Below are 15,521 nucleotides of genomic sequence, written 5' to 3'. Positions count from 1 at the left end.
CCCTCGTCGACCATGAGCGCGCTGACAGGCGTGATGTTCTCGTTGGGGCCGATGGGGTGGAGGGCCGGTCCGGAGTAGAGCGAGGTGTCGTACGTCAGCCGCACCGGGCCGGCGTCGCCGCCGCGCAGGGAACGCGCGGCGCCGGCGGCCAGGGCGCGCAGGGCCGCCTTGTCCAGGGTGGGGTCGCCGCCGCCGACGAGGGTGAGCGTCCGGGAGTCCGGGGAGAGCGCCACCGTCGTCGCGATGCGGTGGGCGGGGCCCAGCGCGGAGAGCGCGGCCGCTGTCGTGGCGATCTTCACCGTGGACGCGGGGGTCATGGGAGTCGCCGCGCCGCGCGCGTACAGCTGCTTGCCGGTGGCCGTGTCGACGACCACGGCGGTGCGCACGGAGCCGAGGGCGGGCGCGTCCAGCAGGGGCGTGAGCGCGGCCTCCAGGCCGCTCGCGCCCGCCGGGGCCGTGAGGCCGGCCGTGGCACCGAGGACGCCCAGGACGGCGGGCGCGCTGGGGGCGGGCTCGGGCCCGGTCCCTTCGTGATGTGCGCCACCTGCGCGCTGCTGGGCGACTGCTCGGTCCCGCTCGGCCTTACGCTGACCGGAGTCCCAGGGACCGGCGGCAAGGACGGCACCGGCGGCGACCACCAGGCCGAGCAGCGCGGATCCTGCGACGAGCCGGAGGTCACGCGGTCCGCTCCCACGCCTCAGGTACTTCGGGGTGTTCCACCTGCCCCGCCTGTTCAACGGTTCGTCCGTCGGTCTGTCCACCGGCTCGGCCACCGTTGACCAGCCCCTTTCGCGAGCACTCATCTGCGTGAGGGACACTTAACCACCAGTCGTATGTGTTGATCATGGAGGAGCCACCCGTGGAGTTCGACGTCACCATCGAGATCCCGAAGGGTTCGCGGAACAAGTACGAGGTGGACCACGAGACCGGTCGGATCCGCCTTGACCGTCGACTCTTCACCTCGACCAGCTACCCGGCCGACTACGGCTTCGTGGAGAACACCCTCGGCGAGGACGGCGACCCGCTGGACGCGCTGGTCATCCTGGACGAGCCGACCTTCCCCGGCTGCCTCATCAAGTGCCGCGCCATCGGCATGTTCCGGATGACCGACGAGGCCGGCGGCGACGACAAGCTGCTGTGCGTCCCGGCGTCCGACCCCCGGGTGGAGCACCTGCGCGACACTCACCACGTTTCGGAGTTCGACCGCCTGGAGATCCAGCACTTCTTCGAGGTCTACAAGGACCTGGAGCCGGGCAAGTCCGTCGAGGGCGCCGACTGGGTCGGCCGCGCCGAGGCCGAGGCCGAGATCGAGGCTTCCTACAAGCGCCTCGAGGCGCAGGGCGGCGCGCACTGACGCCACCCCTCCGGCTTCCGCTTGACAGCGGGAGGGCGCGGATCGCGGCACACAGGGCCCATCGGCCCGGCTGACCGTACGGACGACGGGCGGCGCACCTTCACCGGTGCGCCGCCCGTTGCGTGTGGCGGCCCATGCCCGTGCCCATACTGGGCAGAAGCGCTCCCGGAACGAGCGGTCGAGCAGGAACGAGGTCGAGTGGTGGCGGAACAGGGCGGTCCCGAGGACCAGAAGCCCCAGTCCGACGAGGCGCGCAGTGCCTTCGTCCCGCCGGCCGGTGTGGAGCAGCCGACGGGCCCGTCCGAGGACGACCATCCGACATCGGAATTCGCCCTTCCGGCCGGTCTGCACACCGATCCGTCGGCGTCGCCCGGGTCCGGCCCGGGTTCCGCTTCCGGGCCGGGGGGCAGCGGTCCGGGGCCCGACGAGACGCGCAGCGCCTTCGTCCCGCCGAGCGGATACAGCGCCCAGCACCAGCCGCCCACGTTCACTCCCGCGCACGGCATCCCGATGGTCCGGCTGACCAAGGAAGCTCCTTGGCAGGACCGGATGCGCACCATGCTGCGGATGCCGGTGACCGAGCGTCCGGCGCCGGAGAGCGTGCAGAGGACCGACGACTCGGGTCCTGCGGTACCGCGCGTGCTCGACCTGACCCTGCGTATCGGGGAACTGCTGCTCGCGGGCGGCGAGGGCGCCGAGGACGTCGAAGCGGCCATGTTTGCGGTGACACCCGCGTACGGACTCGACCGCTCCGAGCCGACGGTCACCTTCACCCTGCTGTCCATCTCGTACCAGCCGTCACTGGTCGACGACCCCGTGACGGCCAGCCGCACCGTACGCCGCCGCGGCACCGACTACACGCGGCTGGCAGCCGTGTTCCGGCTGATCGACGACATCACCACGGCGGAACACGTCGAGGTCTCGCTGGAGGAGGCCTACCGCCGCCTGGCCGAGATCCGCCGTAACCGGCACCCGTATCCGGGATGGGTCCTGACGGCCGCCGCCGGTCTGCTCGCCGGCTCGGCATCGGTGCTGGTCGGCGGTGGTGTGCTGGTCTTCATCGTGGCGGCGGCGGGTGCGATGCTCGGCGACCGGCTGGCCTGGCTCTGCGCCGGTCGCGGGCTGCCCGAGTTCTACCAGTTCATGGCCGCGGCCATGCCCCCGGCGGCCATGGGCATCGCGCTGACCCTCACCCATTCGACGGATGTGCGGCCGTCCGCGGTCATCACCGGTGGGTTGTTCGCGCTGCTGCCCGGGCGGGCCCTCGTCGCCGGTGTGCAGGACGGCCTGACCGGCTACTACATCACCGCGGGTGCCCGGCTCCTGGAAGTGATGTACTTCTTCATCGGCATCGTGGCAGGCGTGCTGCTGATGCTCTATCTGGGGGTCCAGCTCGGGGCCGAGCTCAACCCGGAGGCGCGGTTCGAGCCCAATGACAGGCCGGTGCTCCAGATCCTGGCCTCGATGGCGCTCACGCTGGCCTTCGCGATCCTGCTCCAGCAGGAGCGGTCGACGGTCCTCGCCGTGACCCTCAACGGAGGCGTGGCCTGGGTCATCTACGGGGCTATGGCCCGCGAGGGCGGCTTCTCGCCGGTGGCGGCGACGGCGGTGGCGGCCGGTCTGGTGGGGCTTTTCGGCCAGTTGTTCTCGCGCTACCGCTACACCTCGTCGCTGCCCTACATCACGGCGGCGATCGGGCCGCTGCTGCCCGGTTCGGCGACCTACTTCGGTCTGCTGGGCGTCGCGCAGAACGAGGTGGACTCCGGGCTCACCTCGCTCTTCACCGCTGTCGCCACGGCGCTGGCGATCGCCATCGGGGTCAATCTGGGAAGCGAGATCTCGCGGCTGTTCATGCGGGTGCCGGGCGCGGTCGAGGGCGCGTCCCGCCGTGCGGCCAAGCGGACCCGCGGCTTCTGACAACTCCCGCGACGAGTGGCGCCCCGGCCCCTGTGGGGGGCCGGGGCGCCACTCGTCGGGTGCGTGGAGGGGTCAGCGCCTGTGCTGCTGCCACCCGTGCTGGCCCGGGTCGTCCTCCTGGCCGTAGTACGGGGCCGCCTGATCGCCGCCGTACTGGCCGTTCTGGTCCACGGCGCCGTACTGGCCGTTCTGATCTGCGCCGCCGTACTGGCCGTTCTGGTCCACGCCGCCGTACTGGCCGTTCTGATCTGCGCCGCCGTACTGGCCACCCTGGTTCGCGGCACCGTACTGACCACCGCCGTACTGGCCACCCTGGTCCACGCCGCCGTACTGGCCACCCTGGTCCGCGGCACCGTACTGACCACCGCCGTACTGACCACCTTGGTTCGCGGCACCGTACTGACCACCCTGGTTCGCGGCACCGTACTGACCACCGCCGTACTGACCATCCTGGGAGGGCGTGTACTGGCCACCGCCGTACTGACCGCTCTGATCGGTGCCGTACTGACCCTGAGCAGCGCCGTACTGGCCGCCCTGAGCAGCGCCGTACTGACCCGCCTGACCGCCGCCGTACGGACCCGCCTGACCGTGGCCGTACTGCGTGCCTTGACCGCCGTACTGACCTGTCTGACCGCCGCCGTACGGGGCCGTCCGCTCTCCGGGGTAGGCGTGGGCGGCCGGCACCTGGCTGTCGGGTCCCGCTCCCTCGTGGAAGCCGTCCGAGTGGTCCTGGTCGTCGCCCTGCTGCGCGACGCCTTCCTTCTTCGACTTGCTGCGGGCCCGCAGGAACTCGAAAACGATCGGCAGTACCGAGACCAGCACGATCAGGATGAGGATCATCTCGATGTTCTCGTGCACGAAGTCGATCTTGCCGAGGGCCGCGCCGAGCACCGTCACCCCGACGCCCCAGAGAATGCCGCCGATGATGTTGAACGTGATGAACGAGCGGTAGTCCATCCGGCTCACACCGGCGATGATCGGCGTGAAGGTCCGGACGACGGGCACGAAGCGGGCCAGTACCAGCGACTTCGGGCCGTACTTCTCGAAGAAGTCGTGGGCCTTCTCGACGTTCTCCTGCTTGAAGAGACGGGAGTCCGGGCGTTTGAAGAGAGCCGGTCCCACCTTGCGGCCGAAGAGGTAACCGACCTGGTCGCCGATGATCGCCGCCAGGGCCACCAGGACGCAGACCAGCCACAGCGGGTACTTCAGATCACCCGTGGTCACCAGAAGACCCGTGGTGAACAGCAGGGAGTCGCCGGGCAGGAAGAACCCGATCAGCAGTCCGGACTCGGCGAACACGATGAGCAGAAGGCCGGGAAGCCCGAAGGTGTTGAGCAGATAATCCGGGTCCAGCCAGCTCGGGCCGAGCGCAAGCGTATTCAAGGGTCCGGGCTCCAGGGTTGGTCGGTGTGTGCGCGGCTGCGTGGCCGCCCCAAGCTATCAACGCTGTGGCGGACGCCTGGGTTCCACTGGCGTAGGCAAGGATGCGTGCGGGACGAACCGGGGCAAAACTGTGTCCAGGAGGTGCCACACCATGGGCATTGAGGACTACGGCGGTGGACAGACACCCCAGGCGGATGTCCTGGTCGTCACCACGAACGACGTGCCCGGCCACCAGGTGACGCAGATCATCGGGGAGGTGTTCGGGCTCACGGTCCGCTCCCGGCACCTCGGCAGCCAGATCGGCGCCGGCCTGAAGTCGATGATCGGCGGTGAGCTGAAGGGACTCACCAAGACGCTCGTCGAGGCCCGCAGCCAGGCGATGGAGCGGCTCGTGGACCAGGCCAGGGCTCGCGGTGCGAACGCGGTGCTGATGATGCGCTTCGACGTGAGCGAGGCGGCCGACGTGGGTACCGAGGTCTGTGCCTACGGCACGGCGGCCGTGATCAGCAAGACCTGACCGGCGCTTCCCGCTCCCCCGATCCCCCGATCCCCCGATCCCCCGATCCCGCTCCAGGAGGTTCCCTCATGCCCGTGTCCGTCAACGTCGCCGTCATCTACTACTCCTCCACCGGCACCATTTCCACGATCGCCAGGGCCATGGCGAAGGACGCCGAGAACGCCGGCGCGCAGGTACGCCTGCGCAAGGCCGCCGAGCTCGCCCCGCAGGCGGCCATCGACTCCAATCCGGCCTGGGCCGAGCACGCGAGAGCGACCGCCGGCATCCCCGAGGTCTCGCCGGACGACATGGTCTGGGCGGACGCGGTGCTCCTCGGCACGCCCACCCGGTACGGCAATGTCGCCGCCCAGCTGAAGCAGTTCCTCGACACGCTGGGAGGCCTCTGGCAGGCGGGGCAGCTCGCCGACAAGGTCTACAGCGGCTTCACCTCCAGCAGCACCACCCACGGCGGTCAGGAGTCCACCCTGCTGGCGCTGTACAACACGGTCCACCACTTCGGCGGCATCCTGGTCCCTCCTGGATACACGGACCCCTCGAAGTTCGCCGACGGCAACCCGTACGGCACCTCCCACGTCTCGGGTCAGGGCGACCTCCCGGTCACCGAGCAGACCCTGACCGCCGCGCGGGTCCAGACCGAACGCGTCGTGAAATTCACCCGGGCCCTGAAGGCCGGACTCGCCGCCGAGGGCTGAGAGGGAGCGTCCATGCCGCTCCACCAGGGATCCCACGGCAGGCCCGTACCGTCCGACGAACACCGCAGACTCGCCCTCAACCCGTTCTTCGGGGAGGCCGATCCGACCGCTCCGATGGTCGCGGCGCCGCCGGCGCACCGCCTCCCCGACGGCCCGCTGCCCCCGTCGACCGCCTACCGGCTCGTCCACGACGAGCTGATGCTCGACGGGAACTCCCGGCTCAATCTCGCGACCTTCGTCACCACCTGGATGGAGCCCCAGGCCGGTGTGCTGATGGGCGAGTGCCGGGACAAGAACATGATCGACAGGGACGAGTACCCGCGCACCGCCGAACTGGAGCGGCGCTGTGTGGCGATGCTCGCCGACCTCTGGAACGCCCCCGATCCGGCGACCGCGGTGGGCTGTTCGACCACGGGCTCCAGCGAGGCCTGCATGCTGGCGGGAATGGCGCTCAAGCGCCGCTGGTCCGCCAGGAACGCCGGCCGGTATCCCGCGACCGCCCGCCCCAATCTGGTGATGGGCGTCAATGTGCAGGTCTGCTGGGAGAAGTTCTGCACCTTCTGGGAGGTGGAGCCACGCCAGGTCCCGATGGAGGGCGAGCGCTTCCGTCTGGACCCGCAGGCGGCCGCCGAGCTGTGCGACGAGAACACGATCGGCGTGGTCGGGATCCTCGGCTCCACCTTCGACGGTTCCTACGAGCCGGTCGCGGAGCTGTGCGCGGCGCTGGACGACCTCCAGGAGCGCACCGGCCTCGACATCCCGGTCCACGTGGACGGGGCGTCCGGCGCGATGGTGGCCCCCTTCCTCGACGAGGACGTGGTGTGGGACTTCCGGCTCCCGAGGGTCTCCTCGATCAACACCTCCGGGCACAAGTACGGCCTGGTCTATCCGGGTGTGGGCTGGGCGCTGTGGCGTTCACCGGCCGAGCTGCCGGAGGAACTGGTCTTCCGGGTCAACTACCTGGGCGGCGACATGCCGACCTTCGCACTGAACTTCTCCCGGCCCGGCGCGCAGGTGGTCGCGCAGTACTACACGTTCCTGCGGCTGGGACGGGAGGGCTACCGGGCCGTTCAGCAGGCCTCCCGGGACATCGCGCGGCGCCTCGCCGCGGAATTCGAGACCCTGGACGACTTCAGGCTCCTCACCCGGGGCGACGAACTCCCGGTGTTCGCCGTGACGACGAAGCCCGAGGTGGAGGCGTACGACGTCTTCGACGTGTCGAGGCGGCTCAGGGAGCGCGGCTGGCTGGTGCCCGCGTACACCTTCCCCGCCAACCGCCAGGATCTCTCGGTGCTGCGTGTCGTCTGCCGCAACGGCTTCTCCTCGGATCTCGCGGAGCTGCTGATGGACGACCTGCGCCGGCTCCTGCCCGAACTACGCGGTCAGGCGCATCCGCTGCACCGGGACCGGGGGGCTCAGACGGCCTTCCACCACTGACGCCCCGGCCCTCTGCCCTCTGCCCTCTGCCCCCGGCCCCAGGGCGGCGGCCGGCGCTGAGCCACGTGCCTCCACAGCGGTCCGGCGCCGTCCGGATCGGGGAGACCGGTGGCGAACGGGCCCTCCTGCCCCTCGGAGAGCACTCCGACGAACGGTTCGCCCTCTCCCGCGAAGGTGTAGGCCCCCGCTTCGATCCGTGCGATCAGGCCGCGGGTCCACTCGGCGCCCGCAGCCGCCGGGTGCACCCACGTGTTCATGACCTCGCCGAGGTGCCCGGACGGTTCCGGACCGTCCGGCGGCGTGCAGTGGCCGGTGAGCCCGCCGCCACAGCGCCCGCCCTTCGTATGCGGCTCTGACCGGCGTGGCCCGCCTCTTCGGCGCCAGGACGAGGCCGGGTCCTGGCCTCGGTCCGCCCGCTCAGAAGGGAAAGACCGTTCGCCCGTGCTGCACCGAGATCCACTTCCGGGTGGTGAACGCCTCCACGGCGGCCGCACCGTTCAGCCGTCCCGTGCCGGGCCTCTCCTCCCACCCGGACGCGGCCACCGGGCCTCCCTGCACGGCCGCGCCGCCGACGTGGAAGGTGCCGCCGGTGATCCGCCGCGCGAACCGCACTCCGCGTTCGACGTCCGCCGTGTGAACGGCACCGCTCAGCCCGCAGGGGGTGCCGTTGACGATGCGGACGGCCTCGCCCTCACCGTCGAACGGCACCAGCAGCGTCACGGGACCGAAGATCTCCTGCTCCAGCAGCGGGGACCCCTCCGGCAGCCCGGACAGCACGGTCGGACCGACGCGGTTCCCCCGTGCGCGGCCCCGGACGAGCGCGGTGGCACCGGCCTCGATCGCCCCGTCGACCAGCGCGGTGAGCGCCTCGGCCTGGAACGCGCTGAGGGCCGGCCCGATACGGGCGTCCGGGTCGCCCGTATCTCCTGGCGGGAGGGTGGACACCGCGGCGGTCAGCCGTTCGGTGAACTCCTTCTCCACCGACCGGGCCACCAGGATGCGGCGGGCGGCCACGCCGGCCTGCCCCTGGAACAGGAAGCGGCTGTGGACGACGTCCCGCACCGCATGGTCGAGATCGGCGTCCTCCAGCACGACCAGGGCGCTGCTGCCGCTCAGTTCGAGGACGGTCCGCTTGAGGAGCCCGGCGGCCACGGCGGCGACATGGCGGCCGACCCGGGCCGAGCCGGTGAACGAGATCACCTCGGGCACGGGGTGCTGGATGAACGAGTCGCCGATCTCGGCGCTGTCGGTGATGAGGACGTTGAGGAGCCCTGCGGGCAGCCCGGCGTCCTCGAACACCCGGGCCACCAGTCCACCACCGGTGACCGGGGCGTGCTGATGGGGTTTCACCACGACCGCGTTGCCGAGTGCGAGCGCGGGGGCGACGGTCCTCATCGTCACCAGGAGGGGGAAATCGAAGGCACCGATCACTCCGACGACCCCGACGGGCAGCCGGTAGACCCGGTCCTCCCTGCCGCCGGCGGCCGACGGCAGCAGCCCGGCCACCGGGGACATCGCCTGCCCGGCGGCCTCACGCAGGAGCTCCTGCGCGGCCTCCACCTCGTATGCGGCCCTCTCCCGGGTACCGCCGAGCTCTTCGATGATCAGCTCGGTGATTTCGCCGCTGCGTTCCCCGACGAGCCGCACCGCGTTGTCGAGGACCGCACGGCGCTCATAAGGACTGACGGCCGCCCATTCCCGCTGCGCGCGTTCGGCAGCCCGGTAGGCGAGATCGACTTCCTCCGCGGTGGCCACGGTGACGGAGCAGAGTTTTTCGCCGTTGCCGGGATTGAAATCAATGATGTCCCACGCACCGCTGCCGGTCAGCCACTCACCGTCGATGTACTGGCGGGCCAGTTCACTGGGGAAGGACATGCAATCCCTTACTGCAGGCACAGACTCCTGTCGGCCTGTCATCGTACTGGCGAATCAAGCCAGTTGAAGGAGCCCTCGAAGAAGATCCCGGCTCTCCTCGGGCCCCGGGCTGTCCTCGTGGAGCCGGGTCATCGCCTTTTCGTACTGGGCGACTTCTTCGGCCTTGTCCAGATAGAGCGCGCTCGTCAGCTGCTCCAGATAGACGATGTCCGACAGATCGGATTCCGGAAAACGCAGCATGGTGAATGCCCCGCTCTCGCCGGCGTGGCCGCCGAAGCTGAAGGGCATCACCTGGAGAGTGATATTCGGCTGCTCCGACATATCGATCAGATGCCGCAGTTGCGCACGCATCACCTCACGCCCGCCGTACGGACGGCGCAGCGCCGCCTCGTCGAGCACGGCATGGAAGCGGGGGGCGCGCTCGGAGACGAGCGCCTTCTGCCGCGCCAGCCGCAGCGCGACCCTGCGGTCGATCTCGGCGGCCGGCGCGCCGGGCATGCCCCGCGCGACGACGGCATGGGCGTACTCCTCGGTCTGCAACAGACCGTGGACGAACTGGACTTCGTAGATCCGGATGAGCGAGGCCGCTCCCTCCAGACCGATATACGTCTGGAACCAGCCGGGCAGCACATCGCCGTAGCTGTGCCACCAGCCCGCCACATTGGCTTCACGGGCCAGGCCCAGGAGCGAATCCCGCTCCGCCTCGTCCGTGACTCCGTACAGCGTGAGCAGGTCCTCGACGTCCCTGGCCTTGAAGCTCACCCGTCCCAACTCCATGCGGCTGATCTTCGATTCGGAGGCACGGATGGAGTAGCCGGCCGCCTCACGGGTGATGCCGCGCGACTCGCGCAGGCGCCTGAGCTGTGAGCCCAGCAGGATGCGCCGCACCACAGAACCACTCGACTCGCCTGCCGACACCGGCTCCCCAGCCTCCCCATCGCTTCCCTTGCTCCGGAGCTCCCCCGAACCCCGGAGGCGGATTCTGCCACCAAAACGCTTCAGCCCGTACTCATTCGATTACAGAAATGGCAAGACTTTCCGAAAGCTCCAAAACTGGGAAGCGGAAGAAATGAGCCCGAACCGGCACGCTATCGGGCAGAACCTGCGCGTGCACGTGCATCTGCCCTTGCATCTGCTCTGCGCATTCGGAACCATGGTCCTCGCGCACCTGCGTGCTCGTTCGTGTTGTGCCGCTGTACCCGCAGTGCCCGCCAGAAGCAGTGCCGCTACAGCCGCGAATCCCGGGAGTGCCTCGCATGGGGACGAATGGATCGACGATGCTCGAGCCGTTACGGCAGGGGCTTCCCCCCATCGACCTCTCGGCGGTCGCGGGCTCGGCGTCCTGCACGCTGCCGGCCCGGTACGAAGCAGTGGGCGGGGCGAGGCGGTTCACCCGCACGACGCTGACCTCCTGGGACCTGGGCGACCGCTTCGACGACGTCGCCCTGGTCGTGTCCGAGCTGGTCACCAACGCGCTGAGGCACGCCCTTCCGGCCGACGTGGCGCGGGAGCGGCAGGACTGTTCCGTACGACTGCATCTGATGCGCTGGACCTCGCGGCTGGTGTGCGCGGTGCGCGATCCCAGCGAGAAGGGGCCGGTCGTCGGCGAGGCGCCGGATTCGGCCGAGTCCGGCCGGGGCCTGTTCCTCGTCGAGTCGTTCAGCGACGGCTGGGGCTGGCACCCCTCTCCCGTACCGGCCGGGGACACACCGCCCGACGGGGGTTTCGGCAAGGTGGTCTGGGCTCTCTTCCGGCTGACGGACCACGCGGCTCCGGAGCGCTCCGTTCCGCTCGACGCCTTCCCTGACGCCCTGTAGGCCTTACGGGCGCCGCCGTGCGCCGCACCCGGGCGCGCCATGACGCGCGGCCCGGCCCGCGCGGACCGCCATGAGCCCCGGGCGGTCAGGCGCCTGCGGCCAGATGGTCGAACTCCCCGTCCTTGACGCCGAGCAGCAGCGCCTCGATCTCGGCCGGTGTGTAGACCAGGGCGGGCCCGTCGGGGTGGCGCGAGTTCCGCATCGCCACATTTCCGCCGGGCAGTTTCGCGAACTCCACGCATGATCCTTGGGAGTTGCTGTGTCTGCTCTTCTGCCAGACGACCCCGCGAAGCTCTGTGGCCGCCATGCCGTTGTACACGTGGTGCACAGGACGCTCCCCGAGTTGCAAGGTGCAAATGTCAACGAGCTCGGATCATAGCTGTGTTCATATGCCAATGCATGAGCAGATGCACGTGCACGGGCGGTGCGCACCCGATTACAGCTTTGCCCGTGTTCCGTCCGCCCTTCCCCCACTCTCCATGAGGAAGAGACGAACGGCACGCCAATTTGGCTCCCGCTTCCGGGAGTTGTTTCATCCGGTGCCGACGTCCCGGTGCGGTCTTTCACGTCACGGGCAGAAATGCGCCGACGCCTCTAAGCCCGCCCGCTGCTGATCTCCAGTGCCCGCGAGAAGTCCTCCAGCGCGCGCAGCAGCAGGGTGGCTCCGTTCCGCACGAAGGGGTCGGGCGGGGGTCCCGGGGCCGGGTTCCCGCGCGCCAGTGCCTCCCTCACCTGCTCCCAGTCCGGGACGCGGCGCTCCCGCACCGCTTTCGCGCCCTCCTCGGTGGCCCGGCGCAGCGCGTCGGCCAGCCCGGCGGCCTCGGGCACCGGCGTGGCGGACGCGGCGGGGAGGTGGGCCTCCATGAGCATCGCGACCCGGCCGAACTGGGCGAGCGCGTCCTGGGCGTCCGCGGCGGAGGTCCGGGCGATGCCCCGGTGGCGTACGGGCTCGTGCCGGGCCGTCTCCAGCGCCTCCTGCCAGGCGACGCGGGCCTCCCGGGTGGTGAGGAGGGCGGCGCGCACGTCCTCCAGGCTCCTGGAGGCGGGATCGGCGTACCGGTCGAGGACCGTGGCCGCGTAACGCCCGTCCGTGATCACCCAGTCGGCGAGCCGGTCGCGCAGCCGCGGGGTCTCCCAGGCCGGGTAGAGGGCGTACGCCACCATCGCGATGATCCCGCCGAGGAGGGTCAGCACCACCCGTTCCGGCACGGTCTGCGACCAGTCGTCACCCGCCATGCCGAGCAGGAAGACGACGTAGGCGGAGACGCAGACCTGGCTGACCGCGTATCCGGTGCGCATCAGCAGGTACATCAGCGCGGCGCTGACGACCGCGAGCACGGCGGAGAGCTCCGCGTTCGGATGGGCGCCCTGCACGATGCCGGTGGCGACGGCGACGCCGAGCACGGTGCCCAGGAAGCGGGCCACGGACCGCGAATACGTCTGGGTGAATTCCGGGCGCATCACCATCACGGCGGTCATCGGCGCCCAGTAGCCGTGGCCGAACGGTAGCACCGCCCCCAGGAGGTAGCCCGCCGCGGCCACCGCCGACACCCGGACGGCATGGCGCAGGATCGTCGATCCGCGGCGCAGTTCGCGGCGCATGGAGCGGTGGATGACGGGGACCAGCCGCAGCAGGGTGGGACGGCGGCGGTGCGGGACGAGGGGTTCACCGGGCGTCCTGTCGTCCGTACCGGTCCCCTCGGCGATCTCGACGACATCCGCGAGCAGGGAGACGAGCCGGTCGGCGGCCCGGCGGGGCGGTCCGGTGAGGATGACCTCGGTGTCGGGGGACTTCAGCACGGAGAGTGCCGTCTCGTCCAGCCGTACCGGGTCGCCGTGGCGTACCGCCCGGGCCGCGGAGTCGAGCAGGGACCCGGCGGCGCCGAGGATCTCCCGCGCCCAGTAGCGTTCGGGACCCTCGGCCGGGACCCCGAGGGCGGGATCCGCCAGTGACGCCAGGACCGGGCGCAGCCGTTCGGCGACCCCGCGCGCGCCGTGCAGGTCGGCGGGGCGGTGCCGGGCCTGGCGGGGGGTGACGGCGGCCGCGTTGCGCGCGGTCATCAGCGGTACGGGGTCGAAGGGCGCGACCGGGTCGTGCCGGAGCCTGCGGGCGTAGTCGGCCTCGCCGGCCAGGGCGTCGGCGAGCGCGTCGCGCTGGGCGCCCCATCTGCGGACCGGGAACAGCACGATCAGCGCCGCCTGGACGAGCCCGCCGAGCGCCATCATCGCGGCATGGGCCGCGGCGTCGGCGACGGAGGTGGGCAGAGTGATCGTGACCAGCATGATCGCGACGTTGGAGCCCGCGATGATGCCGCCCGTCGGACCGGCCGCCCAGGTCATCCCGGCGGCGAACGTCCAGAGGACCAGGAGGGCCAGGAACAGCAGGGTGTGGGTCACGGTGAGGTAGCCGACGAAGGTCGACACGGCCAGACTGGCCCCGGAGACCAGGGCGAGCACGGGCCGGGGCCGCCAGCTGCGCTGGAAGGTGGCGATGGCCGCCTGGAACGCGCCGAACGCCGAACTCGCGGCGATCACCGGGCCGAAGAGCGCCAGGCTCCCCCCGACGACGAGGGCGAGACCCGCCGCGCCGCGCACCGCGATGAGCGGTTCGAGACGCCGCCGCTCGATCGTCAGCCCCGAGCGGGCGGTCTCCTTCAGCGCCCGGAGCCAGCTCATGGACCGAGCGTAGCGGGATTCACCCGGCAATCCCGGCTTATGCCGCTCCGCCGGACTGACGGCGGATTTCCGGCTCTCCTCCACCCATCCTGGCCCGGTCGGCAGCGGCCGTGCCGTGGGTCCAGCCCTCGGCGTCCGTCGCCCCCCGCAGCCGGGCCGTGGTGGTTTTCGGGAACATCCGCTCCGCTGCGCCGGTGACGGCGACGTCCCGGGCAGCCAGGACCGGCAGCAGGGCCCCGGCGCCATCCTCGCGGCCTTCGGTGCCGGCCTCCGAGCCGGCCGCGGCGGTGACCCGCGCGGTGTCCGCCGCGAGACGGCTGCCCAGGCGCTGGGCGTACGCCATCAGGAAGGACTGCCGGAAGGTCTTGGTCCGCTTGCGTCCGCCGGCCCGCTGCCCGGCCTCCGCCTTCGTCATCGCGGCCGTGCCCTGCACCAGCAGGGAGGTGAACAGCAGCTCCACGGCCTCCAGGTCCGGCTCGAAGCCCACGACGGTGGTGAAACCGAGGTCGCTGTTCCACACGGCACGGCAGCGGTTCGCCGAGGCGACGGAGTCGAGCAGGACGGCTTTCGCACTCTCGTACGGTGCGTCGACCCCGATCCGGAGAGCCCCCGGCACATCGGCGCTGTGCGTACGGGCGGCGAGGAGCGCCTCGTCGATGCTGTGCCGGGCCATCAGCTCCTGCGCCTTCGTGGTCAACGCCTCGGCCTCCTCCGGGAAACCGGTCGCCTCCGCCTTGGCGAGCAGCGCCCGGATCCTGGTGAGCATGCGGGGCTCACCGTGGGCCGGCGGCCGGTACGGAGCATCGGCCGCCGTACCGGGCGGCGGCCCGGCCGGCTCGATGGCCGGGAGCCGCAGCAGCAGCCGGTACAGCTCCAGGAGCGCGGAGGCGTACGTGAAGCGGTCGGGCCGGTTGCGGGGCGGCGGTGCGGGCATCGCGGCGAGCTGGTCCGCCCAGCGCGGAGGCAGTTGTCCGTAGGCCGAGGTCTCCGTCGTGATCAGTGCGGCGGCGAGCGCCGCCCCGGTCTCGTCCAGCTCGCGGCGGACGGTCCGTACGACGTCGGCGGGCTGCCAGCCGCGCGCCCAGGCCCGCCGGACGAACTCCTCGCCCCGGCGGTGCAGCTCCTCGTCGGCGGACGGGTCCGCGGCGAGGAGGGAGGCGCCGGTGTCCAGGCCCGCGTCGCCGTCCGAGTACAGGGCTGCGGCGCATGCCCGGTCGATCACCGATTCCATCGGGCCAGGGTAGGCGGCGGCAGGGTCTCCAGCGTTCCCCGGGGAGCAGGGACGCGCTTGCCGCGTACATGTCCGGCCTCGCCGGGCTGAGGGCCCTGCGGCCGGACCACCCCCGGGGGCCCTGACCTCCATCCTGATCTGCCGGGGCCGGCGTGGAGGCCCTCGGCCTGGGCCCGGCGCAGGGCCTCGGGGCACCGGACTCCTCGTACACGACCGCTTCCTCCACCACTTCCTCCACCGCCACCGCCACCGCCTGCCGGATCCCCGGTGCACCCCGCACCCCGCACCTCCCGGCTGCTGTCAGTGCCGGGTGCAAGACTCGGCACATGACCGAACGTTGGGCTTTGGCCAGCGCGGAGGAAGGCGGCGCGTTCCTCGCGCCGTTGACACGCGACGGCCTGCCCGCCGGTCCCGTCCTGGCCGAGCCCGACCTCGTCGAGGCCGTCCGTTCCCGCCCCGAAGTGGCCCGCTGGGTCTGGCGCTCGACCGCCGCGATCTATCCCCGGCTGCTCGCGGCAGGCGTGCGGGTCGAGCGGTGTTACGACATCGAGTGCGCCGAGCTCCTGCTGCTCGGCCACGAAGGGCGGCTCGGGGAGCCCCGCTCCGCCGCGGCGGCCTGGGC

At 71.1% G+C, this 15,521-nt stretch carries 13 protein-coding genes and 2 pseudogenes; 7 read left to right on the top strand and 8 right to left on the bottom strand.

Annotation, left to right across the window (positions count from 1 at the left end; translation table 11 throughout):
- The coding region (locus VN520_RS09840) for a D-alanyl-D-alanine carboxypeptidase (RefSeq protein WP_325746485.1) at nt 1-773 on the bottom strand (773 nt) is incomplete at its 3' end.
- An 86-nt stretch (nt 774-859) separates the two neighbouring features.
- On the opposite strand from VN520_RS09840, the gene VN520_RS09835 reads away from it, so the two are divergent.
- Together VN520_RS09835 and VN520_RS09830 are read left to right on the top strand one after the other, a co-directional pair.
- On the top strand, nt 860-1,354 hold the full coding sequence (locus VN520_RS09835; RefSeq protein WP_325746484.1) for an inorganic diphosphatase: 495 nt from the start codon (nt 860-862) through the stop codon (nt 1,352-1,354).
- A 198-nt stretch (nt 1,355-1,552) separates the two neighbouring features.
- Entirely contained in the window at nt 1,553-3,271 is a 1,719-nt protein-coding gene (locus VN520_RS09830) for a threonine/serine exporter family protein (protein WP_325746483.1), read from the top strand.
- 72 nt (nt 3,272-3,343) lie between these two features.
- Here the strand turns inward: VN520_RS09830 and VN520_RS09825 are convergent, their stop codons facing one another.
- Nucleotides 3,344-4,654, bottom strand: a complete 1,311-nt coding sequence (locus VN520_RS09825) for a DedA family protein (RefSeq protein ID WP_325746482.1) — start codon at nt 4,652-4,654, stop codon at nt 3,344-3,346.
- 151 nt (nt 4,655-4,805) lie between these two features.
- Here VN520_RS09825 and VN520_RS09820 point away from each other — a divergent pair, with 151 nt between their 5' ends.
- From VN520_RS09820 to VN520_RS09810, 3 genes are all read left to right on the top strand, one after another.
- Nucleotides 4,806-5,171 carry a YbjQ family protein gene (locus tag VN520_RS09820; protein ID WP_325746481.1) on the top strand — a complete coding sequence of 122 codons (366 nt, stop codon included), beginning with the start codon at nt 4,806-4,808 and terminating at the stop codon, nt 5,169-5,171.
- A gap of 68 nt (nt 5,172-5,239) precedes the next feature.
- On the top strand, nt 5,240-5,863 hold the full coding sequence (wrbA, locus tag VN520_RS09815; protein ID WP_325746480.1) for an NAD(P)H:quinone oxidoreductase: 624 nt from the start codon (nt 5,240-5,242) through the stop codon (nt 5,861-5,863).
- Nucleotides 5,864-5,875: 12 nt separating this feature from the next.
- Nucleotides 5,876-7,300, top strand: a complete 1,425-nt coding sequence (locus VN520_RS09810; protein WP_325746479.1) for a glutamate decarboxylase — start codon at nt 5,876-5,878, stop codon at nt 7,298-7,300.
- A gap of 92 nt (nt 7,301-7,392) precedes the next feature.
- Here the strand turns inward: VN520_RS09810 and VN520_RS09805 are convergent.
- The 3 genes and pseudogenes from VN520_RS09805 to VN520_RS09795 form a co-directional block, all read right to left on the bottom strand.
- Nucleotides 7,393-7,617, bottom strand: a pseudogene (locus tag VN520_RS09805) (PadR family transcriptional regulator); the annotation flags it as partial.
- 100 nt (nt 7,618-7,717) lie between these two features.
- Nucleotides 7,718-9,175: an aldehyde dehydrogenase family protein gene (locus tag VN520_RS09800; protein ID WP_325746478.1), complete on the bottom strand. Its 1,458-nt coding sequence runs from the start codon at nt 9,173-9,175 to the stop codon at nt 7,718-7,720.
- A 54-nt stretch (nt 9,176-9,229) separates the two neighbouring features.
- A complete protein-coding gene (locus VN520_RS09795; RefSeq protein ID WP_325746477.1) occupies nt 9,230-10,093 on the bottom strand; it encodes a helix-turn-helix transcriptional regulator in 864 nt (287 codons plus the stop codon).
- A gap of 359 nt (nt 10,094-10,452) precedes the next feature.
- On the opposite strand from VN520_RS09795, the gene VN520_RS09790 reads away from it, so the two are divergent.
- On the top strand, nt 10,453-10,992 hold the full coding sequence (locus VN520_RS09790; RefSeq protein WP_325746476.1) for an ATP-binding protein: 540 nt from the start codon (nt 10,453-10,455) through the stop codon (nt 10,990-10,992).
- 85 nt (nt 10,993-11,077) lie between these two features.
- Here the strand turns inward: VN520_RS09790 and VN520_RS09785 are convergent, their stop codons facing one another.
- The 3 genes from VN520_RS09785 to VN520_RS09775 form a co-directional block, all read right to left on the bottom strand.
- Nucleotides 11,078-11,320 carry a DUF397 domain-containing protein gene (locus tag VN520_RS09785; protein ID WP_099173559.1) on the bottom strand — a complete coding sequence of 81 codons (243 nt, stop codon included), beginning with the start codon at nt 11,318-11,320 and terminating at the stop codon, nt 11,078-11,080.
- A 266-nt stretch (nt 11,321-11,586) separates the two neighbouring features.
- On the bottom strand, nt 11,587-13,668 hold the full coding sequence (locus tag VN520_RS09780) for an FUSC family protein (RefSeq protein WP_325746475.1): 2,082 nt from the start codon (nt 13,666-13,668) through the stop codon (nt 11,587-11,589).
- A gap of 37 nt (nt 13,669-13,705) precedes the next feature.
- Nucleotides 13,706-14,899 carry a DUF2786 domain-containing protein gene (locus VN520_RS09775; RefSeq protein ID WP_325746474.1) on the bottom strand — a complete coding sequence of 398 codons (1,194 nt, stop codon included), beginning with the start codon at nt 14,897-14,899 and terminating at the stop codon, nt 13,706-13,708.
- Between the two features lie 326 nt (nt 14,900-15,225).
- Here VN520_RS09775 and VN520_RS09770 point away from each other — a divergent pair.
- Nucleotides 15,226-15,521 (top strand): annotated as a pseudogene (locus VN520_RS09770) (bifunctional 3'-5' exonuclease/DNA polymerase); the annotation flags it as partial.

The organism is Streptomyces sp. (genome assembly GCF_035563135.1).
Taxonomy (GTDB): Bacteria; Actinomycetota; Actinomycetes; order Streptomycetales; family Streptomycetaceae; genus Streptomyces.
The sequence above is the reverse complement of the archived record's forward strand: the minus strand, read 5'-3'. Positions and strand labels throughout refer to the sequence as shown.